The sequence below is a fragment of the Sedimentitalea nanhaiensis DSM 24252 genome (genome assembly GCF_000473225.1).
Classification (GTDB): domain Bacteria; phylum Pseudomonadota; class Alphaproteobacteria; order Rhodobacterales; family Rhodobacteraceae; genus Sedimentitalea; species Sedimentitalea nanhaiensis.
Window position 1 is genome coordinate 1,212,096 of sequence record NZ_KI421509.1, and the last position, 24,720, is coordinate 1,236,815.

The following is a 24,720-nucleotide window of genomic DNA, read 5'->3' on the forward strand; positions in this document are numbered from 1 at the left end:
ACTCAAGGGCGCGCACCGCCCAGTGGCTTCGATACGTCGTAACTGCTCTTGCCTCGGCCAAGGCCGTGGGGTAATCTGAATTTGATCAAATTACAGGTGACTCATGAAGATCGGCATCCTGCTTACGGGCCATGCGCCTGACAACATGGTGCAAGACACGGGCGACTATGACCATATCTTTGCCGAGATGTTGGCGGGTCAGGGTTTCGAATTCGAAACCTTCGCAGTGGTTGACAACCAATTTCCCGATGGAGCCGATGCCGCCGATGGGTGGCTGATCACCGGGTCTAAACACGGCGCTTACGAGGATCATCCCTGGATTCAACCGCTCGAGGCGCTGATCCGCGATATCGCTGCGGAAAAACGCCCCCTCGTCGGAATCTGCTTTGGTCATCAGATCATCGCCCAGGCCCTTGGCGGCAAGGTCGAAAAATTCGAGGGCGGCTGGGCCGTCGGGCGAACCGACTATCGGGTCGGGGACCAAACGCTGAGCCTGAACGCCTGGCACCAGGATCAAGTCGTCGAACTGCCGCCGGGCGCGCGGGTACTGGGCGGGAACGACTTTTGCAAATATGCCGTGCTGGAATATGGCGACACCATCTGGACCCTGCAGCCCCACCCGGAATTCAACGCCACGTTTGTCGATGGGTTGATTCGCACGCGGGGGCGCGGCGTGGTGCCTGATGATCTGCTGGACGCCGCCACCGCCAACCTGAACGGTCCCAACAACAATCGAGACATTGCCGTCAAAATGGCCGCCGTCTTCAAAGGAAAGCCCGCCCAATGACCGACTGGATCACGCAAGCCCCACCCGCGGCACAAACCTATCTGGAAGGGCGGCGCCTGGACGAAGTGGAATGCATCATCTCGGACTTGCCCGGCATCGCCCGTGGCAAAGCCGTGCCAGCCAGTAAATTTGCCAAGCAAGAGTATTTTCACCTGCCTGACAGCATTTTCTATCAGACCATCACCGGCGACTGGGGCGAAGCCGCGGGCGCGGACGGGTTTATCGAAAAGGACATGATCCTACGCCCGGACATGAGTACCGCATCCGCCGCCCCCTGGACCGGCGACTGGACACTGCAGGTGATTCACGACGCTTTTGACCGCAAGGGCAATGCCGTCGCCTGTTCGCCGCGCAACGTTCTGAGGCGGGTGGTCGAACTGTATCGCGCCAAGGGGTGGAAGCCGGTGGTGGCCCCGGAGATGGAGTTTTACCTGGTGGCCCGCAATATCGATCCTGCCAAGGAAATCGAACCGATGATGGGCCGCTCGGGACGCCCCGCTGCGGCACGTCAGGCCTATTCAATGACCGCTGTGGACGAATTCGGCCCGGTCATCGACGATATCTATGACTTTGCCGAAGCTCAGGGTTTCGAGATTGACGGCATCACGCAAGAGGGCGGTGCCGGACAGTTGGAGATCAACCTGCGCCACGGCGACCCCATCAAGCTGGCGGACGAGGTCTTCTATTTCAAGCGTCTGATTCGCGAGGCCGCCCTGCGGCACGATTGCTTCGCGACCTTCATGGCGAAACCGATTGCGAACGAACCCGGCAGCGCCATGCACATCCATCATTCGGTGCTGGACATCGAAACCGGAAAGAACATCTTTTCCGGCCCACAGGGCGGAGAGACCGACGCGTTCTTTCACTTTATCGGCGGCCTGCAGCATCACTTGCCCGCTGCGATCGCGGTAATGGCCCCCTATGTGAACAGCTATCGTCGCTATACCCGCGACCACGCCGCACCGATCAATCTGGAATGGGGGCGCGACAACCGCACCACCGGCATCCGGATCCCGCTGTCCGGTCCCGAGGCCCGGCGGGTCGAAAACAGGCTGGCGGGAATGGACTGCAACCCCTACCTGTGTATCGCGGCAAGCCTGGCCTGTGGCTATCTGGGGCTGGTGAACGAAGAACGCCCCGACAAACAATTTCGCGGCGATGCTTATGAGGGCGAGCCGGACATTCCGCGTGTTATGGGCGAAGCGTTGGACCTGTTCGAGAACGCGCCCGAATTGCACGCGATCCTGGGTTCGGAATTTGCCCGCGTCTACAGCATCGTGAAGCGGGCGGAATATGATGAATTCCTGCAGGTTATCTCGCCCTGGGAGCGTGAGCATCTGCTGCTGAACGTCTGATCCGGACTCTGTGCCGATGATGGCGGCGGGCACTTGTATCTTATGATCAGAGAGGCTGGGTTGCACCATGAACTTGCTGTTCTCCAACGACAAGCGCGGACAGTATCCGGCCAGTTGGTATGCCGCCACGGCGCAAACACTGGATGAGTTTTCCCCGTTGCGCGGCGAAATCCGTGCCGATGTCTGCGTCGTTGGCGCCGGCTATACCGGACTGTCTACGGCACTGCATCTGGCAGAGGCGGGTCTGGACGTGGTGTTGCTGGACGCGCATCGCGTGGGGTTTGGTGCCTCGGGTCGCAATGGCGGGCAGTTGGGCAGCGGCCAGCGGATGGACCAGGACGGGCTCGAAGCGCTGATGGGCCAGGCCGAGGCCGGCAAGCTGTGGCAACTGGCCGAGGACGCAAAGACGCTGGTCAAAGGACTGATCGCGCGCCACGATATCGACTGCGACCTGAAACCCGGCGTGGCCCATACCGGTTTCAACGCCCGTGACGTTGCGGAGCTTCATAGCTATGCCGATCACCTTCAGACGCATTATAACTATGATCTGATCGAAACGCTGGACGAGACAGCCTGCCACGATCTCTGCCCGTCACCGGCCTATAGGGGCGGAACGCTGGACATGGGGGCGGCGCATCTGCATCCGTTGAACTATGCGCTGGGCCTGGCGCGCGCGGCGGTCGCAGCCGGGGTGCGGATATTCGAGAACAGCCATGTCCACCACATCAACGAAGGCGACCCCGCGACGGTACAGACCGACACAGGGCGGGTTATCGCCGATCATGTCGTTCTGGCCTGCAATGGGTATCTGGGTGGGCTGAACCGCCGGGTGGCCGCGCGGGTGATGCCGATCAACAATTTCATTGTCGCGACCGAGCCGCTGGGGGACGCGGCTGACCGGGTTCTGGCACGCGATGTCGCGGTCGCGGACACGAAATTCGTGGTCAACTATTTCCGCCTCAGCGCCGACCGCCGATTGCTGTTTGGCGGCGGCGAAACCTATGGCTATACATTCCCCTCCGATATCGCCGCGGTGGTGCGCAAACCGATGCTGCAGATCTATCCCCATCTGGCGGATGTGCGCATCGACTATGCGTGGGGCGGCACGCTGGGCATTACCATGAAACGCATGCCATTTCTGGCGCGGTTGGGACCCAACATGTTGTCCGCATCCGGCTATTCCGGCCACGGCGTCGGCACCGCCACCCATGCCGGGCAGCTGATGGCGCTTGCCATTCTGGGCCAGGCCGAGGGCTTCGATACTCTGGCGCGCGTCCCTGCCCCGACCTTTCCCGGCGGGGCGGCCCTGCGGTCTCCGTTGCTGGTCCTGGCAATGACCTGGTACGCATTGCGCGACCGGTTGGGGGTCTGACACCGCCGACAATCTGTAACACCGGCAGATTTTTGCGCTACCGGCGCGGCAACCTCTTGGCTCCCCGGCCCGACTGTTTTATCTTTTCCAAAAGTACAATTCAGAAATTTGGAATTTAACCTTGCCGCCAAACGTTCACGACGCAGAACCCATTCCCGCCGCCGCCCGCGCAGCCATAGATGCGTTGATGCTTTCGGGCGACCTGTTCCGCTATACCGCGCCACAGGATGCTCCGGTTGCCTTGCTGGAAGCGGAATTCGCCAGCTTGCTGGGCTGCAAATACGCGCTGGCCGTATCGTCGTGCTCTGCCGCGTTGTTCCTGTCGCTCAAATCCCTGGGACTACCCCGGGATGCGCGCGTGCTGATCCCCGGTTTCACCTTCGCAGCCGTGCCGTCATCTGTCATGCATGCGGACTGCCTGCCGGTTCTGTGTGAAGTGGGTGAGAATTATCGCATCGACCTCGCCGATTTCGAGGCAAAACTGGACGGGGTCCATGCGGTGATCATCAGCCACATGCGCGGCCACACCAGCGACATGGACGCGATCGCGGCCCTGTGCGACGCGCGCGACATCCCGATGATCGAAGATGCCGCGCATTCCCTGGGCACCACATGGAACGGGCGCAACATTGGCACCATCGGACGGATCGGCTGCTTCTCGTTCCAGTCCTACAAGATGATCAATGCCGGTGAAGGCGGCATCCTGATCACAGACGACGCAGACTTGGTGGCCCGCGCCGTGATCATGTCTGGCGCCTATGAACACAACTGGAAAAAGCACAAAGGTCCGGTTGGTGAAAACGCGCCGGACCTGGAATTGGCGTTTGCCCGATGGCAGAACCGCCTGCCCCTGTACAATATGCGCATGAGCAATCTGTCCGCCGCTGTGATCCGTCCGCAATTGCCAGAGCTTGCGCGCCGCGTGCGCGACGGGCTGCGCAACCACGATTATGTGGCCGAACGCCTGAACACCTCGCCGTTCTTCATGGTGCCGCCCCCGCTGCCGCAGGAACAGCGTGCGCCGGATTCAATCCAGTTCAATCTCGTCGGGCTGGACGATGCCGCGATTGCCGCGTTTTCCAGCGCCGCCGAGGCGCGTGGCGTCAAGGTTCAGGTCTTTGGCCAAAGCCGCGACAATGCGCGGGCGTTCTGGAACTGGCAATTCATTCCCGACCTGCCTGAACTACCGCGCACCCGAGCCATGCTGATGGCCGCCTGCGACGTGCGTCTGCCCGTGCGCCTGTCCCGACCGGAACTGGATGCGATCGCCGATATTCTTCTGAATGCGGTGGGCGACGTGACCGGGCCGACAATACCCGCCTACGGAACCTGACCACCGATACGCGGCCTCGCCTCGCCCCTTGGGCGGGGCCTATTTCAGTTTGGACAGCTTGTTCTGCAATTCAGCCAATTGCTGCTTGATCTCGTCCAGATCTTCGCTCGTCTCGGGGCCGTCCTGTGCATTCTCGGAACCGGGGCCGGACCAGGAGCGCGTCATCCCACCCGTCATTGCTTTCAGGAACGCTTCCTGCTGGGCTTTCATCGCTTCGAAACCGGGGATCTTGGCAATCGGGTTCATTGCCGACATGTTTTCCATCATCTTGGCCTGGTTCTCGCGCAGCATGTCGAACGAGCTTTGCAAGAATTGCGGCATCATACCGCCACCCGGTATCATATAACTGCGCACGAGATCGTTCAGAACCGTCACCGGCAAAACGTTCTCGCCCCGGCTTTCGTGCTCGGCTATGATTTGCAGCAAGTATTGCCGGGTCAGATCATCACCCGACTTCAGATCGACGATTTGCACCTCACGCCCGGCGCGAATGAAGCCCGCGATATCCTCCAGCGTTACATAGTCGCTGGTCTCGGTGTTATACAGCCGCCGGCTGGCATACCTCTTGATCAGAAGGGGTTTGTCCTTATCCGTCACCTGGTGTCCTCCCGGCTTATGATGCGTTGCAGCAAAGCCTATGCGAGCACAGAACAAATTGAAAGCCCGCGTTCGGCCCTATTCCATGCAAACCAGTTGGTCCAAAGGGAAAATCGCAATGGTCCCGTCTGGCGACATGCAAGCTGCCGCAGACCAAGAGCTCATATGCGACGGCGGGGCTTTTTGGCCCGAGCGGCACAAAATCGCAGTGCAAACAGAAAAAGGGCAGGTCTTTCGACCTGCCCCCGCGATTGCACCAGTTGGGAGGAGTTGGCGCAAACCCGCGTTTCAGCTTGCCTTACTTGGCTGCTGCTTTTTTTGCAGCTGCGGACACGTCGTTGGTGGCCTTCTTGACAGCGGCGGTAGCATCTTCGGTGATGTCTTTACCGGCAGCCATCAGCAGCTCAACGGTATCCATCTGGATTTTTTTCGCGATTTCAGCGAAAGCGGCCATGTTTTCAGCAGCAACTTCAGCCGATGCCGACGCGAAGTCGGTGACCGACTTGGCATAATCGGCGGGCTCTGCTTTGGCTTTGGACATCTCGGCCAGCTTGGCGATGGTGTCTTTGGTCCATTTGCTGGAGATCTCGGCCGATTTCTCAGCAGCTTCCAGTGCAACGCCCGACAGTTTTTCGTTCAGGGTCGCTTGGGTTTTGAATGCTTCTTCCATGGCTTTGGTGTCCACGGGAAATGCGCCCATCATGTCTTTCATGACGGCGGTGAAGTCTTGGGTGTTTGCCATTGTTTTAATCCTTGATTTTGTGACCGGGTCGTTCCCGTGTCTGCCTTACTGAAGACAATATGCATGCTGCATCGCAGCATTTCAAGGATTTTTTGCTGCGATGCAGAATAATTTTGGAAAACTCAGCGATTCCGGAGATTTGCAGGCAGACGAACATAAGTTCCCGGCGCGGGAGCCAGCGATGGATGGGCCGAATCACCGGGTTCGCGGGCCGGAATCTGCTTGCCCGACCGCTTTTTCAACCACGCCTCCCAGCGTGGCCACCAGGATCCGTCATGGCGGTCGGCACTCTTTTTCCACTCATCCGGCGAGAGTCCCAGATCGTCGTTGGTGTAATGACCGTACTTGTTCTTGCTGGGTGGATTGACAATGCCGGCGATATGGCCGGATTCCGTCATGATAAAGGTCTTGCTGCGCGAGCCCATCATCTGGACCCCGCGATAGCAATCTTTCCACGCCGCAATATGATCGGTTTCGCAGGCGATCGAACACAACGGCACGTCGACATCCCTGATCTTGAGCGTATGACCGGCCAGATCGAACCCTTCCTGCGTCAGCTTGTTGTCCTGACACAGCCCGCGCAGATACTGCCGCGCCATCTTGGCCGGCAAGTTGGCGCCATCTCCATTCCAGTAAAGCAGATCAAAGGCGGGAGGTGCCTCGCCCAGCATGTAACTGCGGATTGCCGGAGTATAGACCAGATCGTTCGACCGCAAATAGCTGAACGTGCGGGCCATGAGATAGGATTGCAGGACGCCCTTTTCAGCGACCTCTTTCTCGATCCCGTCGATGAAATCATCGGTCAGGAACGGTGTGAATTCTCCTTGATCCCCGAAATCCGTCAGGGCGGTAAAGAAAGTGGCCGATTTGATCGATTTATCGCCGGTCTGCTTCATCCAAGACAGGGTCAGCGCCAGCGTTGTCCCGGCGATGCAATAGCCCACCGCATTGACCTGTTCCACATCGCAGATCGCCTTGACCTCGCGGATCGCCGCCAAATAGCCATCTTCGATATAATCTTCCATGCCGACATCGGCATATGTGGCATCCGGGTTGATCCAGCTGACAACGAACAGGGTATAGCCTTGCTCGGTAATCCACTTGATCAGGCTGTTCTGTGCCTTGAGGTCGAGAATGTAGAACTTGTTGATCCAGGGCGGGAACACGATCAGCGGCGTTTCATGAACCGTTTCCGTTGCTGGCTTGTACTGGATCAACTCCATCATCCTGTTGCGGTACACGACCTCGCCGGGTGTCGTGGCGATGTTCCTGCCCAGCTCAAACGCCTTTTCATCCGCCAGCCGCACCACCAGTTCGCCATTGTTGGCCTCGAGATCGGCAATCAGATTCTCCAGCCCGTCCACCAGTGACTGGCCTTCGGTTTCCAGAGCCTTTTCCAAAGCGTCCGGATTGGTGGCCAGGAAATTGGTCGGCGCCATCATATCGACGATCTGATTCGCAAAATAGGACAGACGCTGCTTTTCCTTGCTGTCCATGTCCTGGACGCCATCCACCGCCTGTTTAATGGCGTCGGCGTTGATCAGATACTGGCGCTTGACGAAATTGAAATACGGATGGCTGTCCCACAACGGATTGGCAAAGCGCCGATCATTGGGGCCCGCGTTTTCCGGTGCCTGGAACTTGCCTCTGGCCAAAGTCTGCTGCGCTTCGGCGAAATGTTTCACCGAATTGCCCCAATAGGCGATCTGTTGTTCCATCAGCTTGCCGGGGTTCTGCATGGCCTCGGCCCAATATGCCGTCGCTGCCTTGGCGAAAAGATCCTGTTTGGGGGCGTCCAACGCAGCATTGTGCTTGGTTTTATGCGTCATGACATCCACCAGGCGCTTTGACAGAATCTCAATCTTGCCCAGATTTTCCGTAAGGCGCTCAATATGTTCGCCGGACAGGTCGGATGTGCTGTCTTGGGTAGTTGTCATTTTGAAGATTTCCTCGTAATCTCGCTGCTGTGCAGAAAAGCGTCGCAGATTTTCGGGGGGAAAGCGACGGATGGTCTGATCCTTTGGGATCGAAATTGATACGGATGGAGTCCCGAAATGCGCTACATGATGACCTACGACCTTATGGAGGCGGCGCGAAACACAAACCAGTGGATGGGTGCTTCGGCCCTGTCACTTGCATCCTATCCCATATTCAGCATGATTCCAAACCCTGCCTTGAACTGGATGTCGGCCTGGGGCGAGGTGACGGAACGCACATTTGCCCGCATGGTGACAAAGCCTGACTGGGGCATTCGTACCTTTACCTGCAAGGACGGCAAGGATCACCTGGTCAATATCGAGACCGTAGTCGAACGCCCCTTTGGCGACCTGATCCATTTCTCCGTCCCCGGACGTGAAGACACCGGTCGCAAGGTTCTGCTGGTTGCGCCGATGTCGGGCCACTATGCCACGCTGCTGCGCAGCACGGTGAAATCCTTGCTGGTGGATTGTGAGGTTTATATCACCGACTGGCACAATGCGCGCGATATCCCGGTCTCGGCTGGCAAGTTCGATATCGAAGATTACACACTGTATCTGGTCGATTTCCTGCGCAAGATGGGACCCGATACCCATGTCATCGCGATCTGCCAGCCCGCGCCACTGACTCTGGCTGCGACGGCCTATCTGGCGGAACAGGATCCTGAGGCCCAGCCGCGCAGCCTGATATTGATCGGCGGGCCGGTCGACCCCGATGCCACCCCGACCGAGGTCACCGATTTCGGACGGCGCGTCAACATGGGGCAACTTGAAAAAACCATGATCCAGCGGGTCGGGTTCAAACATTCCGGCGTCGGGCGTTTGGTCTATCCGGGCCTGCTTCAGCTGGCTTCATTCATGTCGATGAATGCCGAACGCCACGGCTCGGCCTTCAAAGACCAGATTTTGCGCGTATCGCGTGGTGAAGCGTCCGACCACGACGCCCACAACCGCTTTTATGACGAGTATCTGGCGGTGATGGATATGACAGCGGAATTCTACCTGTCCACCGTCGAGCGTGTCTTCAAAGACCGCGAGATCGCCCGGAACGAATTTGTCGTGGATGGCCACAAGGTCGATATCGGCAAGATCACCAACGTGGCGGTGATGACGGTCGAGGGGGCCAAAGACGATATCTCGGCACCCGGCCAATGTATCGCCGCGCTGGACCTGTGCAACGGACTGCCGGACAGCAAGAAAGCCAGCCATCTCGAGCCGGGCGCGGGCCACTACGGCATCTTTGCCGGCAAGTCCTGGCGCGACAACATTCGTCCGCTGGTGCTGGATTTCTTTGACGCCAACAGCGGCAAATCATCCGGTGTGCGGCGCAAGAAACCTGCCAATTCAAACGTGGCGGCGAAATAGCGGAACTGGGCGTCCCGACAATGGTATCTACGGGATCTGTCGCATTTTCCTGCACCTGTGGCGAGGTTCGCGGTCGGATCTCGCCCGCCACGGCGCAGTCTGGCACCCACCTGATATGCCATTGCCGTGACTGTCGGGCGGCAGAACGTTTCCTGGAACAGCCTGAAGCCGGCACCGAAGGTGTCGAGCTGTTCCAGACCACGCCCGACACGATTCACCTGCAGGCCGGTGTGGATCGTCTGGCGGTGCTGCGGCTCAGCCCAAAGGGGCCGCTGCGCTGGTATGCGTCCTGCTGCAATACGCCTCTGTTCAATACGTTGTCACGCCCGGGAATTCCTTTTGTCACCGCCATGGTTGCGCGCATCTCGGACCCGGCCCCTCTGGGCCCCGTGGTCGCGCACAGCTTTGTGCCGCAAGCGGGCGGGCCGCCAAAACACCGCGGCGGTACAACCATGGTCTGGCGCTTCTTCACCCGGCTGGGTGCTGCGCGCCTGTCCGGGCGCTGGCGGCAGACCCCGTTCTTCGATCTGAAGTCCGGAGAACCGACGGCTCCCGTCCGCCTGTTGACCAAGCAAGAACGCGCAGCCCTCTACGACTGACACGACAGCGGCGCGCTGATGCCGCGGAACGCCGGGAAATCGCGATAGCGCGCTTGGCGTTGCTCATTCGTTTCCGCAGGCGTGTGCCCTGCGCACAGCAACCTCCCGCGCGGCGCGATATAGCTGTCGATGCGGCGCAGGGGTTCGGGTCGCCACGACAGGTTAAAGGCACAGAGTTTTGGAAAAAACCAAATCTCGGAATAGGGCAGATGGTCATGCAGCCACCAGGCCAGATCGCGCCAATCGCGCCCCTGATCGAATTGCTCGGCAAACCACGGAATCACCACCGACGCCCCGGCGACGCGATCCCGCCCCTGCCCCCGATCCCAGATATGGCATTCTAGAGGATGATCGTTTCGCGCACAGTTCAACCGGTTTTCGTTGCCAAACCGGTTTAGTGTCGGTGAGCGATAGCCCGACCGCACCGCCACCCGGCCAAAGGTCTCTTCAAGCGGGTCCATCAGGGCCTCGCAGAACGCCCGTCCGGTTTGGATTGCAAGATCGGGATGCTCGGGAATATTCTGCAGCCGGTGAAAATTGGCGATCTCCGAATACAGAAAGTCGCGCATGAAAAAGTGCCGGGACAATCGGACGCGACCCAGAGTCTCAAGGCTCCACATGCTGCCCGGTCGGCGCATCAGCCGTACCCGTTCCAGCGAAACGCGCCTTCGGGCGACAGGGGCGCATGTGGATTGAACGCGATTTCCCAGATGCAACGGTCGGGCGCGCGAAAATAGCCGATATGCCCGCCCCAGAATACGTCATGCGCCGGTTTCAACACCTCGGCTCCGGCCGCATTGGCAGCCTGCAGCAGCAGGGCGACCTGATCCTTTTCACGTACATTATGGGCCAATGTCATTGCGCCGTGGCCCAGTTCGGACAACGCAAGCCCCATATCCCGCGCCAAGTGCTCTAGCGGATACAGACCCAGCGTCTGGCCAATCAGATCAAAGGCAATAATTCCCTCCTGTGCCGGCACCCGCCGCCAGCCAAGAGCCTCGTAAAACGCGGCGGCTTCATTCAGATCCGCGACCCCCAGGGTGATCAGACTGATACGTTGTTCCATCTCCAACTCCTGTATGAAATTCCTCCCGACGGGCAACAATCGCCGTCTATTTGCGCCGCCGCAACCGCTCGCTCAGCGTGCGATCGCGATCACCTCAGCCACGGCCTCCTCGATCAAGCCAAGACAGGACCCATCCGAAAACCGATGATCCGCATCCTTGACCAGCGTCAGACGCATATCCGGACACTCTGCATGATCCAGCAATCCCAGCGCAGTCGCGGTGCTGACGGCGGTATCCGCCGTACCTTGCAGGCAACGCACCGGAAAACGCAACGGTAACGGGTCACGCAGCACCAGCCAGGCGCGACCGTCTTCGATCATGCGTTTGCTGATGATATAGGGCTCCATGTAATCCGACGGCAACTCTACTTGGCCTGCTGTTTCCAGCGCCTGTTTCTGCGCCTCGGAGAAATTGGCCCAATACCCGTCTTCGGTGAAATCGGGCGCGGCGGCGACGGTCACCAGGCCCGCGATCCGATCCGGTCGGGTGCGCGCCAACAAAAGCGCCTGCCAGCCCCCCATTGACGACCCTACCGCCACCACAGGCCCGTCGGTCAAAGCGTCGACCACCGCCATCGTGTCCTCGTGCCAATCGCCAATACAGCCCTCTTCAAAGGTGCCGCTGCTTTCCCCGTGCCCGGAATAGTCAAAGCGCAAAAACGCTTGTCCCCGCGCCTGCGCCCAGTTTTCCAGATGCACGGCCTTGGTGCCGTTCATATCCGATTTCAGCCCACCCAGAAACACCACGCAAGGGCCGGTCCCCGGGGTCAGGTGATAGGCCAGCCGTCGCCCCTGGGGCGTGTTCAGAAATGTGGTATCGCTCATGTCGCCTCCTGTCTTTCCCCGATCTATGCACGCCGGCGCATGCGCTGCAATCACAGACCCGATGCCCGGTCGGGAACCAGCACGTGCACCAGCGGCACATTGTTCAAAGCCTCGGTCAGCGAAGGCGGGCGCGCCTGCCCATCGCGATTGCCAAGCCTGAGGTTCGCGCCGATCAGTTGCACGACCGCGGGGGATGCGGCGAACTTGTTATGCGACCCCGAGGCGGAATCGGCAATCTCGCTCAGATCTATGACCGTAACGCCCAATTCAGCCAACTCTTCCACATCCGCGGCCCCGACCCGGACGACCCCGCCCGAAATACGCTGCGAAACACCCAGAATTCGGTCGTCGTTGGACACGAACACATACAGTTTGCCGCTGGCCTTTCCGATCTGGGACAGCTGCACCTTGAACAGGTCCAGATCAATGTCCGGCGCGGCAAGCACCACGTGGTTCAACCTTCCGATCTGGGCCAGGCCGCCATCGGCTTCGGCCTGTATCAAGGTCTCGACGGTCAGCATCGACCCCATGGAATGGGCGAAGATATCAATCCCCCGCGCCCTGCTTTGCGCCAGCAGCCGCAGGGTCTGACGAAACCGCGGCCGCGCGGTCAGCGCGCTGTTCAGATCGTAAACATAATGCGAAGCGCGCCCCGCCGAGGCCCAGGAAAACAACACCGGCACCCCTTTGAACCCGGTATCGTGAACGAATTGCGCGATACGCAGAACGGCGTCCGAGAAGGTGTTGTTGTACCCGTGCACAAACAAAAGGATCTCGCGATCCCTGGGCGGGCGTTGCGCCAGTTCGGTATTGATCATGTCCGTGAACGCCGCCGCCGACCCATAGAGTGCGGGTGCGATCACTGCAAATTCCGCCATCGGATCAGGCGGCAATCGACGGGCGCGCTCAATAACCCCCGACACGTGATTTGGCGGGATCGAGACCACGACCGACGACAGCCCCAGATCGGACGCCCGGGCCCCCGAATAAAGCATCCCAACGGACTCGGTTCCTGCACGTGTGGTGGCGATGAAAATCTTGTGCCGACTTGCGTTTTCGACGCTCAGAACCGGGATGTCCCGATTATCGACGCCAACCAGATCGGGCGGTCGGGTACAGGAGAGCAAGCCAAAACACAGCAAGAGCACTGCGACAACGCGAACCTTGTGTACCATATCGCCCCTAGACCGCACCGACACTGCTCCTCCCTTGCCTAGTCGCTGGCACAAACCTTGGCAATCCGGTGCAATGCCACAGGCGCGGATCGGCCCGCTTTGCCCGGTTGACTTGGCCACACGGCAGCGGCACATAGGCGGCGCAATACATAGACCCGCAACCGGGCGTTCAGTGGGCGCCAAACCGACGAGGAGGCCGATATGGCTCAGATCTCTCTCACCCTTCCCGATGGCAATGCACGATCCTATGACGCCGGCGTCACCGCCGCGCAGGTCGCTGCCGATATCTCCACGTCGCTGGCCAAAAAGGCGATCAGCGCGACTGTGAACGGCCAGCATTGGGATCTGGCATGGCCAATCCAGGCCGATGCCGACATTGCCATCCACACCATGAAAGACGAGGCGCAGGCCAACGAGCTTGTACGCCACGACCTGGCCCATATCATGGCCCGCGCCGTGCAGGAAATCTGGCCCGCGACCAAGGTCACCATCGGGCCGGTCATCGAAAACGGCTGGTACTACGATTTCGACCGCGAAGAGCCGTTCACCCCCGAAGATCTGGGGCTGATCGAAAAGAAGATGAAAGAGATCATCAACAAGCGCGAGCCCGTGACCACCGAAGTCTGGGACCGTGCGCGTGCCGTCGACTTTTACACCGCCAACAACGAACCCTACAAGGTCGAGCTGATCGAGGCGATTCCAGGGGATGAACCGTTGCGCATGTATTGGCACGGCCACTGGCAGGATCTGTGCCGTGGCCCGCATCTGCAAAACACCGGTCAGGTGCCGGGGGATTCCTTCAAGCTGATGAGCATCGCGGGGGCCTATTGGCGCGGCGACAGCAATCGGGCCATGCTGCAACGCATCTATGGCGTGGCCTTTACCGGCAAGGAAAAGCTCAGGACCCACCTGACAATGCTGGAGGAGGCCGCCAAACGCGATCACCGCAAGCTGGGCCGCGAGATGGACCTGTTCCACATGCAGGAAGAAGCCCCGGGCCAGATCTTTTGGCACCCCAACGGCTGGACCGTGTACACCACGCTGCAGGATTACATGCGCCGCAAGCAGCGTACAGGCGGGTACCGCGAGATCAACACACCGCAGGTGGTCGACCGCAAGCTGTGGGAGGCCTCGGGCCACTGGGACAAATACCAGGAACACATGTTCATCGTCGAGGTCGAAGAAGAACATGCCAAGGAAAAGGCGGTCAACGCGCTGAAACCGATGAACTGCCCCTGTCACGTGCAGGTTTTCAACCAGGGCCTGAAATCCTACCGCGACCTGCCGCTGCGGCTGGCCGAATTCGGCTCGTGTTCGCGCTATGAACCTTCGGGGGCCCTGCATGGCATCATGCGGGTGCGCGGATTTACCCAGGATGACGCGCATATCTTCTGTACCGAGGATCAGATCGAAGAAGAATGCGCGCGGTTCATCAACTTTCTCGCCGACATTTATGACGATCTCGGGTTCACCGAGTTCGAGATCAAGTTCGCCACCCGCCCGGAAAAGCGCGTCGGCAGCGACGAAAGCTGGGACCACGTGGAAAACGCGCTGGAACAGGCGATCAAGGCCACCGGTCGGTCGTTCACGCTGGAACCGGGCGATGGCGCGTTCTATGGCCCGAAACTGGATTTCTACCTGACAGATGCCATTGGCCGTGTTTGGCAATGCGGCACCTTTCAGGTCGACCCCAACCTGCCCGAACGGCTGGGCGCGACCTATATTGCCGCCGATGGCAGCAAACAGCGCCCCTATATGCTGCACCGCGCCACTCTGGGCAGTTTCGAGCGGTTCATCGGTATCCTGATCGAGGAACATGCGGGAAAATTGCCGTTCTGGCTCGCCCCGCGCCAGGTCGTGGTGGCCTCGATCACGTCCGAGGCGGATGATTATGTGGCCGAGGTGGTCTCGGAACTGGCTGCAGCGGGCGTGCGCGCAGAAGCCGACATTCGTAACGAAAAGATCAACTACAAGGTCCGCGAACATTCGGTCGGCAAGGTTCCGGTTATTCTTGCCGTCGGCGCGCGCGAAGTGCAGGAACGCACCGTGTCCATCCGTCGGCTGGGCGAGAAACAAACCAGCGTGCAACCGCTTGCGGATGTTACGGCCTCCCTGAAACGCGAAGCCACACCGCCCGATTTGCTGTAACAATCCGAACACAGGGGGTGCGACAGGTGTAACAATCCGGTCCGACAGCACGGGCTGGATTGAAACATTTGACAAACAGACCACGATTCCGGACCCTGAAACCCCAACATGCCGTCACGCGGCCTGACGGGATTGTGAGACACGGGCTCGTGACTTCACTGCGGGCAGTGCAGCACGTAGCCTTCTGTATCACAACCTGCGCCATTCAACCGTTTCTAAGGGAGTTTTCTTATGTCCAACACCGCCAAGACCCTGGCCGTCGCCAGCGCCGTTGCCGCCGCTCTGACCGCCTCGGCCACCACGGCCAGCGCCCAGTCCAAGGAAAAATGTTATGGCGTTTCTCTGGCCGGGCAGAACGATTGCGCTGCCGGTCCGGGCACCACTTGTGCCGGAACGTCGACATTGGATTATCAGGGGAACGCCTGGACCCTGGTCGAGGCAGGATCCTGCGAATCCATGGAATTGCCCGCAACCGCCGACGGCACACCGCGCAAAGGCTCATTGACCGCGCTGGATCGTGACCTGCCTGCATAAATTCCACTCGGGGCGGACCTGTTTCGGGTGCGCCCCTGCCAACCTTGTCCGACAGGCGCGCCATGCTGGATTCTGCCCACAGACCTGAATCGCTGCCAACCGCGCCGGGGGTTGGATACAAGCCCCAGCATTTCACCCAGATCCTGCAAGAGCCCGGTCCGGTGGCTTGGCTGGAAATCCATGCCGAGAACTACATGGGCGACGGCGGCAGGCCTCTGGCCCAACTGCGCGCCCTGTCCGAACGTTTTGCGGTCTCGGTGCATGGGGTAGGTCTGTCCATTGGCGCGGAGACGCCGCCGGACGCAGATCACCTGGCCCGGCTGAAACGCCTGATCGCCTGGCTGAAACCTGCCAGCTTTTCGGAACATCTCGCCTGGTCCACGCACGGCGCCGAATTTCTGAACGACTTGCTGCCCCTGCCCTATACGAATGCCACCCTGACGCGGGTGGCCGATCATATCGACCAGGTCCAGACCGCTCTGGGCCGCCGGATGCTGCTGGAAAACCCGTCGAGCTATCTTGCCTTTGACGACAGCACCTGGGCGGAAACCGAGTTTCTGGCGGAACTGGCACGGCGCACCGGGTGCGGCCTGTTGCTGGACGTGAACAACGTGTTTGTTTCGGCAATCAATATGGGGTCTTCGCCACAGGCCTATATCGACGCCTTCGCGCTGGATCGTGTCGGCGAAATTCACGTTGGGGGCCATGACAAGGATGCCGATGATCACGGTGCCCCGCTGCTGATCGACAGCCACAGCAGACCGGTGATCGATCCGGTCTGGGATCTGCTGGACCATACGCTGGCGCGCTTGGGGCCAACGCCGGTTCTGGTAGAATGGGACAACGACGTTCCGGACTGGCCCGTGCTGCGCGACCAAGCCGCTCGCGTCGCCCTTGCGTTGGATCGCGTCGCGACATGACGGTGTCGCAGGCCGTGTTTCGTGCCGCCCTTCTGGACCCGGACCGCCCCATTCCCGCCGGGCTGAGCGATGGGGACGGCCAGCCTGCCGCTGCACGGTTCAATGTCTATCGCAACAACGTCGCTGTGTCATTGATCGAGGCGCTGCGGACCGGTTTCCCGATCCTGACCAAACTGCTGGGGCAGCAAAACATGGATGGACTGTCGCGCCAGTATCTGCGCGCGAATCCGCCAAGTTCGCCGCTGATGATGCACTATGGCCAGAGATTGCCCGATTACCTGGGCAGCTTGCCGCAACTGGCGCATCTTGGTTATCTCCCCGATGTTGCCCGGCTGGAACTGGCGTTGCGCAGATCCTACCACGCCGCTGACAGCACTCCGATCTCCCCCACCCGGTTGGCCGTCCTTGATCCCGACGCCCTGATGGCTGCAACCGTCACCCTGGCACCCGCAGTCGGATTGCTGCGGTCAGACTGGCCGCTGTATGACATCTGGCGATTCAACACCCAGGAAGATGCGCCAAAACCGGCGCATGTGGCACAGGATGTGTTGATCACACGGCCCGAATTCGACCCCTCCCCCCACGCGCTGCCCTCTGGCGGAGCGGCCTGGATCCAAGCCTTGCTTGGCGGCCAGACCCTTGCCGCCGCATTGCACGCCGCCCAGACCGAAGCCGCCGATTTCGACCCGACCGAGACGCTGACCCTGATGTTGTCCGGCAATGCGATGATTTCCCTGACCCAAGAGGTTTGACACCATGAACGCCCTGATTTCGCTGCATAATGCCCTGTTCGACTGGCTGGATCGTCTGTCCGGAGCGATCCTGCCCACATTGGCGCGTTTCACCTTTGCCGCTGTGTTGCTGGTGTATTTCTGGAAATCGGCCGTGACCAAGATGGGCGACGGTCTGTTTGGCCTGGTGATGCCTTCGGACGGCGCCTATGTGCAGATCTTTCCACGAGCGATGGAGGCGGTCAGCTATGACAGTTCGCAACTGGGTATGTTGTACTGGCTGGTCGCGGTTGCCGGCATGTGGGCCGAATTTCTATTACCGGCATTGGTTGTTCTGGGCCTGCTCGGCAGACTGTCGGCCGCTGGCATGATCGGATTCATCATCGTCCAGTCCGCCACTGACATTGTCGGCCACGGCGCCAGCGATCCCAAGACATTGGGCGCATGGTTTGACGGCATACCAGACAGTGTCATCCTGGATCAGCGCCTGTTGTGGATCACGGTCCTGTTGATCATCGTCATCAAGGGTGCCGGGCCGCTGTCTGTCGATCGTTTGTTGGGACGTCTGGCCTGACCCCAGAGGCTTGGCCCTAGCCCGCAATCAGCCAACGCCCAATTGCTTGCGCACATCATCGGTCCACCCCAGATAGAGTTCTCCATCCATGTCGATCAAGGGCCGCTTCATTAGCGTCGGGTGGTCCACCAAAAGAACCAGGTCGGCGCACGCCCGCTGGTCCTGATTCAGCCCGCGCCAGGTTGCGGAACGGGTGTTGAGCAAAGCTTTGCCGAACTTTTCGTGTGCCGCGCGCAGCACCGCAGGTGGTACACCCCGCGCACGAACATCGACAAATTGCGCTTGGGGCAAGGATTTCAATGCCTTGCGGCACGTATCGCAGGTTTTGAGCCCGTATATGTTCATTTCAAGGTTCTCCTTTGGTTACGCAAATATCCGTCAATTCACGGCGGCGCAGCCTCTTTTTCTTGATTTTTTGACACGTCGTGCGATCCTATTCCATGGTACAACCTTTCAGTGTGTGTCCGCTCCAGCCCAATGGGTCCGGCCGCAGAATAGGGGACGTGCTGTCATGAGCTCTGAATCTTCGGAGCGAGAAGTTAAGTAGAAGGAGACACGGGAAATGCCGACTGGCACCGTGAAGTGGTTTAATACGACGAAAGGCTACGGATTTATTGCCCCCGATAGCGGGGGAAAGGATGTGTTCGTTCACGTCTCGGCCGTGGAACGTTCAGGCCTGACTGGCCTGGCAGATAACCAAAAGGTCAATTATGATCTTGAAGAGGGCCGCGATGGTCGCGAAATGGCTGCGAACCTGACACTTTTATAAAACACCTCCTGACGCGCTCCGGCGTCGGCGCGCGTGCGGACATTGTCAGATGCAAACAAGCCTGCCAATCGGGTGCTGGCACCAGAAACCGGTGCCAGGATCTGGGCGGTTCGTTATCGTCTGGCGCAGTCCTGACCTGACCTGACCTTTTCAGATGCCGGGGTGCAAATTGACTGTCAATTTCTGTCATTCATCTTCTGACTGCACGCATCCCAGAAAAAAATTCGGCGGCCTTCCAAGCTGGGTCACCTTCAGGTCGGCAAACGGAACCCCGTCTGTTTCCCTCGGACACCTCACTTGTCAGGCCGCCGAAATATGGTGCTGAAATAGTATGGCCCACCACTCACGACAGGCGACAGTCTCAATACCCCAATTGTTCCCCGAGAGCCGAGTCGAGTCCAGCCCCGAGAGGTCTGAAATGCGACAAAACTCAGCAGAATACGACGTGTAGCTGTCTGGATTCTCTCGTAAATAGCTTTCACTCAGGCCAAATTCAACCACCGGAGGTGTCGATCCCGGGCCGTACTCAATACGCAACATCATTCCCAGACTGCGTGAGGGCGATTGCGCCACGGATCGCAACCGCACTGACATACGGCGTATAAACCGGGCCGGTCAGGCAATGACCTCCTGGAACTCGCGCCATTCCCGCGCCGACATGCCTGCGTTTTCCTGTGTCACCGTCTCGCCCTTCAACATCCGGCGCAGGCAATCGACCATCTGGGCGGACATGGTCACCGATCCCATGCGATAGTCCTCGAACGCCTTGTAGGCAGCGGGGACCCAGTCGGACACCATCTCGCAAATCGCTTCAGCGTAGACGCGAATTTCATATTGTGCATGGGCATCCGCGCGCAGTCGCAAAAAATGAAACAGGTTGTGCAGGTCCACTTTCCAATACCATTGAGTATAGATATTCGCCGGCAGATTCATTCGCGCCAGTTCACGCGCCAATCCAACGCCGTCCGCATCGATCAATGTCTGGTAATTGTCGTAGCACCGGGCTGAATCGGCCTTTAGGATTTCCAGAACCCGCGCGGCTTCTTCGCCCTCCAGGACGTCGCCCCGGCCCTGGTTGTTGACCACGGACTGCGCGTTGATGTGCTCTGGCGCTGGAATATAGAATTCACGATCCAAAATCGAATAGCGCGCCGAGTATTCGTTTACATTGGCTGTGCGATGCCGGATCCACTGCCGGGCGACAAAGACCGGCAGCTTCACGTGCAGTTTCAATTCGCACATCTCAAACGGAGTCGAATGCCAATGCCGCATCAGATAGCGGATCAAACCTTCGTCGTTCTGGACACTCTTGGTGCCCTTGCCATAGCTGACCCGTGCCGCCTGGCAGATCGCCGCGTCGTCACCCATATAGTCGACCACGCGAACAAATCCGTGGTCCAGCACGGGACGGGCCTTGTACAGGTGACCCTCCATTCCGGGTGCCACGACACGCAACGTCGGTTGCGGATTGGCCCGCAGTTCGTCGATTTCGGCCTGTTGTTCTGGCGACAATGACATGCGCGATTCCTTTCCCCTGCAGAATCTATTGAGGCGCCAACTATATCTTGGGTTGGGACACAGGTGAACCGCCATATAACCGCAACACATTCACGGTTAATTCTCCTTTAACGTGTATTATCGTTGACTTCGTCTACCACCCACCCAAGGCTTGGGAAAAAACGGCGATGCAAGGGCAACAAATATGAAACGGACTTGGTACGGTATCCTGACGGCATGCGCTGTGTCAGCCTGTAGCGGAAGCAACCCGTTTCTCGAGGAGACCGATCCGGAACCCGGAGGTCCCGGCACGCCGGGCGCGCCCATCGTGGAATCCGTGGCCGGAGATCTGGACGCAGCCACATTTGTGCCGGACCCCAACGATCCGAACAATTCGGTCCTTGTCGTAACCGGTGTCGCCTTTAATGGCACACCCTTGCCGGTGGGCTATGATCGCAATGCCGCGCTGGACTCGCCGGGGGGGCAATATCAGGCATTCACCCGCCAGCCCGACGCCCTGAACACCCATTCCACCGCCTACGCCCGCGACGTTAACGGCGCTCAGGGCGTGTTGGTGGTCACTGGCGGTTTGAACGGCTATTTCAACGGCGGTGCGTCTTATTCCCGATCGGGATCGTATGACCGCCCGGGGGCCAACGATCAGAATGCCGATGTGCGTTATGATGGCGAATATGTCGGGCTGATGAACTATCCCGACAATGGCAACGCCCTGCTTCCGGTTCCGCCCGGCACGGCCCCCGCTCTTACGCCGCGCCAGGCGGCTCGGGTTCATGGGCAGGCCCGGATCAATGCTGACTTTTCCACCAACCGCGTCAAGGGGACAGTCTACGACCGCACCTATGTCGCTGCCGGAATGGCTCTTCCCGATCTGGAAATCGCACCTACGGACATCGCCGATGATGGCACGTTCGCTGGCGACATCACTGTCTCACATCAATCCAAGGGCGAATATGGCGGTACCTTTGGCGGCGTGGACTCCAACGCCGTTGCCGGCGGGCTGTATGTCAAAGATCACGTCGATGGTCTGGACGACGAGGAAGAATACGGAATCTTCGTGCTGGAGCGCAGCAACTGACGGGCCGGTCAATGCCGACCCTGCACGCCCTGCCCCCATCTCTATACCCGCCGCGACGATGGCTGCATGCCGCGATCCTTGCCGTCAGCCTGCTCGCAATGGCCTGCCAGCAAGCGGCGGCACAAACGTCAGATCGCATCGAATTGGATCTCGGTCAGGCCCGAAATCTTGCAATCGCAGCGTTGGAGAATGGCGATCCGGGAACAGCCATTCTGCTGTCCAAGGAATTGCTCAAGGCCACCCCCGAAGATCCGCTGATCTACTACATTCTTGCCAGGGCGCATGCCCGATTGGGCGATCCTGATCTGGCGCGGCGCGCAGCGGCGCTGTCCTATCGCTTTGCCGATAGCGGCCCGGCCCGGTTCGAAGCCGCGCAACTGGCCTCCCAGATGGCATTTCAGGCGGATCGTTACAGCCTGTCCCAGCTGTGGCTGCGCCGCACCGCCATCCACGCCCCAACGGAACGCGACGAAGAACGTGTGGCGCGAGACTATCGCCTGCTGCGAAAAGTCAACCCATGGTCGCTTCGCATCCGTACAGATATGCGTCCGTCAAACAACGTCAACAATGGCACCGACACCTCGCTGAACATCATCGACGGCGTGCCGGACGGCGGCACAATCGACAGCTCCGCACTGGCGCTGTCCGGTCTGATCGCCTCGCTGGACCTGGCGCCGTCCTATCGGCTGCGCAGCGATGCCAACAGCGCCACCTCACTGGGCGCGCGACTGTACATCGAGCGCGTCGCACTGTCCTCGGAAGCCAAGGAACTGGCGCCTCACGCGACCGGATCGGACTTTGGGTCGACCTATGGCGAACTGTCGATGACCCATGCCTTTGCCATCGGCAGTGCGGGCCAAAGCGGCAGTGCCGCGGTTGAATTCGCTCTGGGCGACAGTTGGTACGGCGGCGCGCGCAGCTATCAGTTTGCGCGGCTGGAAGGTCGGCGCGGCTGGGCATTGGGCAGCAACGGCCACCTACAATTGCGCGCCAACGCGGAACAGCGTTATCGGGCGTCATACACCGCCAACGATGCCCGCATCCTGGGGTTAGGGGCCGAATTCGGAACCGAACTGGACAATGGCGGCATTATCGGTCTGCAGATGGCTTTGCGCGATGCCAATGCGGCAAGCCCGAACGGCAGCTATTCCTCGGCTTCGATACGTGCGAGCTATACATTGGGCCGCACCCTGGGCCCTGCCCGCCTGTCGATGGGGTTGGTAGTGGGCTACACCCGGTATGACCAATTTGTTGCAAGCCTGTTTCTCCCGCCAACCCAACGCACCGACACATCCGCCTATGGCGACATCAGCCTGATCTTCGAGCGCTATGATTATGCCGGCTTTGTTCCCATCCTGCGCCTCCGGACCGGACAAAAGAACTCAAACTTCAGCCGGTTCTCCTCGCAGGAGGTGTCAGTCTCGCTGGGTGTGGGCTCGAAATTCTAACCGGAAGGTCCTGTGGCACTGGCCCCCCCTGCCCAAAATGCTAAGGTCCGGGCCAGAACGGAGGGTACAATGACCATCAAATATCTGCACACCATGGTGCGTGTCGCCAATCTGGATAAATCCACCGCCTTTTTCGAACTGCTGGGCCTGAAGAAAACCCGCCATTACGACAGCGAGCAGGGGCGCTTTACCCTGGTCTTTCTGGCCCCACCGGGACAGGAAGACTGCCCGATCGAGCTGACCTATAACTGGGACGGCGACGAAGGGTTGCCCAGCGACAGCCGCCACTTCGGCCATCTCGCCTATGAGGTCGACAACATCTACGAGACCTGCCAGCATCTGATGGACAATGGCGTCATCATCAACCGGCCGCCGCGCGACGGGCATATGGCCTTTGTGCGCAGCCCTGACAATGTCTCGATCGAACTGCTGCAAAAGGGCGAGTCGCTGCCAGCGTCCGAGCCCTGGGCCAGCATGGGAAACACCGGCCACTGGTAGCGCCCGGTGGCCAGCGCCCGAGGCATATCCGCGATTGCTCTGAGCACGCTTATGTCCACGCCGGTTGCAGCGGACTGTCGGCTTGCGCTGGTGCTGGCACTGGACGTCTCGTCTTCTGTGGACGCGCAGGAATATACACTTCAGCGTGACGGTCTGGCCGCCGCGCTGATCGCCCCCGAAGTCCGCCGGGCCTTTTTTGCGAGCGACCTTCCGGTGGCCCTGTCCGCCTATGAATGGAGCGGCAGGCACAACCAGGAACTGATCCTGGATTGGCACCTCATAGACAGCCCGGCCGCGTTGCTCGATGCCGCGGAAACCATCGCACGGACGCAACGCAGCCAGACCGAATACCCAACTGCCATGGGCTTTGCCTTGGGGTACGGTGCGGGGGTGATGCGCCGCGCACCGCCCTGCCTGTTTCGGACGATCGACATTTCCGGTGACGGCAAAAATAACGAAGGATTTCCACCCGCTAACGCATATGCCGAGTTTCCATTTGCCGGAGTGACGGTGAACGGGCTGGTGGTGAATGCCGCCGAGTTCGAAGCCGAGGTTTCGCTGATTGAATTTTACCGCGATCACGTTCTGCACGGTGCCGGAGCATTTCTCGAAGTTGCACAGGGGTTTGAGGATTTCGAACGCGCGATGCGCCGTAAGCTGGAGCGCGAACTGACCGTTCGGGTGATTGGCGCTCCGATCCCCCCTGACCTTAATGCTCCGGGATAACACGCCACCTGGCAAGGATCACCGCGAAGAAACCCACCCGCGCGGGAGATCGCGGTCAGATCGAATTCGGTGCACTGTGAACCTTTTGAGGCCTCGGTCATCGAGAGCTTGCAAGCCATGGTTAAGACTGCACTGGAGTTCAAAATCACTCTCCCGTCCGCGCTGAGCAACGGTTTCAAGCTGGCATGCCGGCGATTTGAAGCGGCCCCCGGGCCATCATTTCTGCATTGTCGATCCGACCGAGCCGGATGAGCGGCCAGAGGATCCGGTGCAAGCACGCCCGCAGCGTCCCCGCCAGTTGGCGTTAGGTGTCGCACAGCACCCGACCGGTGCACACCCTGCGCATCCGCTTGGACTGGCGGACATGGGCAAAGCCCCCGACCCGGTCAGGCCAGCCGCGGCGCGCGGCGAGTGTTGTTCTGGCAAAGCGTAGTCCGGGCCTCACGGGCCAGTTCGGCCAACTTGCGTCGGACCGTTTCATACAGCCGACATCCATTGCCGACGGATGATCGCATGCAATCACCGGGGCGGGGCAATGGTCTTCTCCAGGACGGCGGTATCCGCGTCCGTCTTCACACCAGCGTGTT

The 24,720-nt window shown here is 59.9% G+C and carries 25 protein-coding genes; 16 read left to right on the top strand and 9 right to left on the bottom strand.

The annotated features are described in order from the left end of the window. Positions 1-103 precede the first annotated feature (103 nt). From NANH_RS0107625 to NANH_RS0107640, 4 genes are all read left to right on the top strand, one after another. Complete coding sequence (locus tag NANH_RS0107625; protein ID WP_027261484.1) at positions 104-787, top strand: type 1 glutamine amidotransferase; 684 nt, start codon at positions 104-106, stop codon at positions 785-787. Next, entirely contained in the window at positions 784-2,142 is a 1,359-nt protein-coding gene (locus tag NANH_RS0107630; protein WP_027261485.1) for a glutamine synthetase family protein, read from the top strand. The genes NANH_RS0107625 and NANH_RS0107630 overlap by 4 nt, the downstream gene beginning before the upstream one ends. 67 nt (positions 2,143-2,209) lie before the next feature. Further along, complete coding sequence (locus NANH_RS0107635; protein WP_027261486.1) at positions 2,210-3,514, top strand: NAD(P)/FAD-dependent oxidoreductase; 1,305 nt, start codon at positions 2,210-2,212, stop codon at positions 3,512-3,514. 121 nt (positions 3,515-3,635) lie between these two features. Beyond that, positions 3,636-4,847, top strand: a complete 1,212-nt coding sequence (locus NANH_RS0107640; RefSeq protein ID WP_245601418.1) for a DegT/DnrJ/EryC1/StrS family aminotransferase — start codon at positions 3,636-3,638, stop codon at positions 4,845-4,847. Between the two features lie 39 nt (positions 4,848-4,886). Here NANH_RS0107640 and phaR read toward each other — a convergent pair whose 3' ends face one another. The 3 genes from phaR to phaC form a co-directional block, all read right to left on the bottom strand. Beyond that, positions 4,887-5,444: a polyhydroxyalkanoate synthesis repressor PhaR gene (gene phaR, locus NANH_RS0107645; RefSeq protein WP_027261488.1), complete on the bottom strand. Its 558-nt coding sequence runs from the start codon at positions 5,442-5,444 to the stop codon at positions 4,887-4,889. Between the two features lie 298 nt (positions 5,445-5,742). Beyond that, the gene (locus NANH_RS0107650; protein WP_027261489.1) at positions 5,743-6,186 is read right to left on the bottom strand and encodes a phasin, PhaP; all 444 of its coding nucleotides are present in this window, start codon (positions 6,184-6,186) and stop codon (positions 5,743-5,745) included. A 122-nt stretch (positions 6,187-6,308) separates the two neighbouring features. Next, positions 6,309-8,123, bottom strand: a complete 1,815-nt coding sequence (phaC, locus tag NANH_RS0107655) for a class I poly(R)-hydroxyalkanoic acid synthase (RefSeq protein WP_027261490.1) — start codon at positions 8,121-8,123, stop codon at positions 6,309-6,311. Positions 8,124-8,240: 117 nt separating this feature from the next. Here phaC and phaZ point away from each other — a divergent pair, with 117 nt between their 5' ends. Together phaZ and NANH_RS0107665 are read left to right on the top strand one after the other, a co-directional pair. Further along, positions 8,241-9,527: a polyhydroxyalkanoate depolymerase gene (gene phaZ / locus NANH_RS0107660; protein WP_027261491.1), complete on the top strand. Its 1,287-nt coding sequence runs from the start codon at positions 8,241-8,243 to the stop codon at positions 9,525-9,527. Positions 9,528-9,547: 20 nt separating this feature from the next. Then, on the top strand, positions 9,548-10,126 hold the full coding sequence (locus NANH_RS0107665; protein WP_027261492.1) for a DUF6151 family protein: 579 nt from the start codon (positions 9,548-9,550) through the stop codon (positions 10,124-10,126). Here NANH_RS0107665 and NANH_RS0107670 read toward each other — a convergent pair. The 4 genes from NANH_RS0107670 to NANH_RS0107685 form a co-directional block, all read right to left on the bottom strand. Further along, on the bottom strand, positions 10,117-10,746 hold the full coding sequence (locus NANH_RS0107670; RefSeq protein WP_027261493.1) for a hypothetical protein: 630 nt from the start codon (positions 10,744-10,746) through the stop codon (positions 10,117-10,119). The two genes, NANH_RS0107665 and NANH_RS0107670, sit on opposite strands and share 10 nt — an antisense overlap. 17 nt (positions 10,747-10,763) lie before the next feature. Then, the gene (locus tag NANH_RS0107675; protein ID WP_027261494.1) at positions 10,764-11,192 is read right to left on the bottom strand and encodes a VOC family protein; all 429 of its coding nucleotides are present in this window, start codon (positions 11,190-11,192) and stop codon (positions 10,764-10,766) included. 72 nt (positions 11,193-11,264) lie between these two features. Further along, positions 11,265-12,017 (bottom strand): alpha/beta fold hydrolase, encoded by a 753-nt coding sequence (locus NANH_RS0107680; RefSeq protein WP_027261495.1) that lies wholly within the window; start codon positions 12,015-12,017, stop codon positions 11,265-11,267. Positions 12,018-12,067: 50 nt separating this feature from the next. After that, positions 12,068-13,192, bottom strand: coding sequence for an alpha/beta hydrolase (locus NANH_RS0107685; RefSeq protein ID WP_027261496.1), 1,125 nt, complete (start codon positions 13,190-13,192; stop codon positions 12,068-12,070). A gap of 201 nt (positions 13,193-13,393) precedes the next feature. On the opposite strand from NANH_RS0107685, the gene thrS reads away from it, so the two are divergent. The 5 genes from thrS to NANH_RS0107710 all read left to right on the top strand — a co-directional run bounded on the left by thrS (position 13,394) and on the right by NANH_RS0107710 (position 18,099). Next, on the top strand, positions 13,394-15,340 hold the full coding sequence (gene thrS, locus NANH_RS0107690) for a threonine--tRNA ligase (protein ID WP_027261497.1): 1,947 nt from the start codon (positions 13,394-13,396) through the stop codon (positions 15,338-15,340). A 231-nt stretch (positions 15,341-15,571) separates the two neighbouring features. Further along, on the top strand, positions 15,572-15,874 hold the full coding sequence (locus NANH_RS0107695) for a BufA1 family periplasmic bufferin-type metallophore (RefSeq protein WP_027261498.1): 303 nt from the start codon (positions 15,572-15,574) through the stop codon (positions 15,872-15,874). Between the two features lie 62 nt (positions 15,875-15,936). Beyond that, positions 15,937-16,794 (top strand): MNIO family bufferin maturase, encoded by an 858-nt coding sequence (bufB, locus tag NANH_RS0107700; RefSeq protein ID WP_027261499.1) that lies wholly within the window; start codon positions 15,937-15,939, stop codon positions 16,792-16,794. Beyond that, positions 16,791-17,546 (top strand): HvfC/BufC N-terminal domain-containing protein, encoded by a 756-nt coding sequence (locus NANH_RS0107705; protein ID WP_027261500.1) that lies wholly within the window; start codon positions 16,791-16,793, stop codon positions 17,544-17,546. Before bufB ends, NANH_RS0107705 begins: the two co-directional genes overlap by 4 nt. Before the next feature lie 4 nt (positions 17,547-17,550). Further along, positions 17,551-18,099, top strand: coding sequence for a DoxX family membrane protein (locus NANH_RS0107710; protein WP_027261501.1), 549 nt, complete (start codon positions 17,551-17,553; stop codon positions 18,097-18,099). Between the two features lie 27 nt (positions 18,100-18,126). Here the strand turns inward: NANH_RS0107710 and NANH_RS0107715 are convergent, their stop codons facing one another. Continuing rightward, positions 18,127-18,444 carry an arsenate reductase family protein gene (locus tag NANH_RS0107715; RefSeq protein ID WP_027261502.1) on the bottom strand — a complete coding sequence of 106 codons (318 nt, stop codon included), beginning with the start codon at positions 18,442-18,444 and terminating at the stop codon, positions 18,127-18,129. A 217-nt stretch (positions 18,445-18,661) separates the two neighbouring features. Here NANH_RS0107715 and NANH_RS0107720 point away from each other — a divergent pair, with 217 nt between their 5' ends. Next, a complete protein-coding gene (locus tag NANH_RS0107720) occupies positions 18,662-18,868 on the top strand; it encodes a cold-shock protein (RefSeq protein ID WP_027261503.1) in 207 nt (68 codons plus the stop codon). 615 nt (positions 18,869-19,483) lie between these two features. Here the strand turns inward: NANH_RS0107720 and thyX are convergent. Next, positions 19,484-20,386, bottom strand: coding sequence for an FAD-dependent thymidylate synthase (gene thyX / locus NANH_RS0107725; RefSeq protein ID WP_027261504.1), 903 nt, complete (start codon positions 20,384-20,386; stop codon positions 19,484-19,486). A 184-nt stretch (positions 20,387-20,570) separates the two neighbouring features. Between thyX and NANH_RS25770 the strand changes: the two genes are divergently transcribed. The 4 genes from NANH_RS25770 to NANH_RS0107745 all read left to right on the top strand — a co-directional run bounded on the left by NANH_RS25770 (position 20,571) and on the right by NANH_RS0107745 (position 24,133). After that, entirely contained in the window at positions 20,571-21,461 is an 891-nt protein-coding gene (locus NANH_RS25770) for a hypothetical protein (protein WP_074920549.1), read from the top strand. Positions 21,462-21,472: 11 nt separating this feature from the next. Then, a complete protein-coding gene (locus tag NANH_RS0107735; protein ID WP_139236303.1) occupies positions 21,473-22,909 on the top strand; it encodes a tetratricopeptide repeat protein in 1,437 nt (478 codons plus the stop codon). Positions 22,910-22,978: 69 nt separating this feature from the next. Further along, positions 22,979-23,407, top strand: coding sequence for a VOC family protein (locus NANH_RS0107740; RefSeq protein ID WP_027261506.1), 429 nt, complete (start codon positions 22,979-22,981; stop codon positions 23,405-23,407). Between the two features lie 51 nt (positions 23,408-23,458). Further along, positions 23,459-24,133 carry a DUF1194 domain-containing protein gene (locus NANH_RS0107745; protein ID WP_051372285.1) on the top strand — a complete coding sequence of 225 codons (675 nt, stop codon included), beginning with the start codon at positions 23,459-23,461 and terminating at the stop codon, positions 24,131-24,133. Positions 24,134-24,720 lie beyond the last annotated feature (587 nt).